Annotated in this window: 2 protein-coding genes; both read left to right on the plus strand. The window is 42.3% G+C overall.

The features are described from left to right. Positions 1–218 (plus strand): zinc ribbon domain-containing protein (locus CYK47_RS15275; protein ID WP_164709238.1); only part of this gene is annotated, 218 nt, incomplete at its 5' end. Between the two features lie 58 nt (positions 219–276). Further along, positions 277–450 carry a helix-turn-helix domain-containing protein gene (locus tag CYK47_RS15865; RefSeq protein WP_164709239.1) on the plus strand — a complete coding sequence of 58 codons (174 nt, stop codon included), beginning with the start codon at positions 277–279 and terminating at the stop codon, positions 448–450. Positions 451–678: the final 228 nt, after the last annotated feature.

Below are 678 nucleotides of genomic sequence, written 5' to 3' on the forward strand. Positions count from 1 at the left end.
GTCAGACTTGTAGTTCATGTGGTCACGTTGCAAAAGAAAACAGGCTCACTCAGGCGAAATTTAGCTGTGTAGAGTGTAGCTTTAGCGAGAATGCGGATATAAACGCTTCTCGCAACATTTTGGCGGTGGGACATACCGTTTTGTCTGTGGAGGGTGGATGCGGTAAAGGTCGCCTTGTGAAGCAGAAAGCAAGCGAAATCCGCAAGGAAGTCGCCTAAGAGCATTTGCTTTTAGAATCCCTGAGAAACGAGTTTCGCAAGGAACTAGTCGAAAGTGGTGGGAGTATGTCAATCGAATAGCGAGCAAAGTTTTTTGATTGAAAACCACTTTGGTTGTGCTAAGTGTACTTACAATTGGGCTTTAGCACTCCAACAAGAATATTATGATAAACATAACAAGGGACTTTCTGGTAAAAACATTCAAGCTCGGCTTGTAATACTTAAAAAATAAGGGCAGCTCTGTTGGCTGAATGAGGTGAATAGTCAATCCTTAGAAGGTGAATGAATGTATATCTGTACCGCCTTTGGAAATTCTTTTAAAGGTCGAGCTAAACTGTTCCTTAAAATGTAGTCAAACATGGTCAAGGACTAATTCGCACTCTGTTAATGTCTTGTTTCCAAGCGTGTAACTAGAGCCTAAGTCGGTCAGTTCCGACTTGTAGCGATCAGTCCGTTCTTG

Source organism: Acinetobacter sp. B51(2017) (assembly GCF_003711395.1).
Classification (GTDB): Bacteria; Pseudomonadota; Gammaproteobacteria; order Pseudomonadales; family Moraxellaceae; genus Acinetobacter.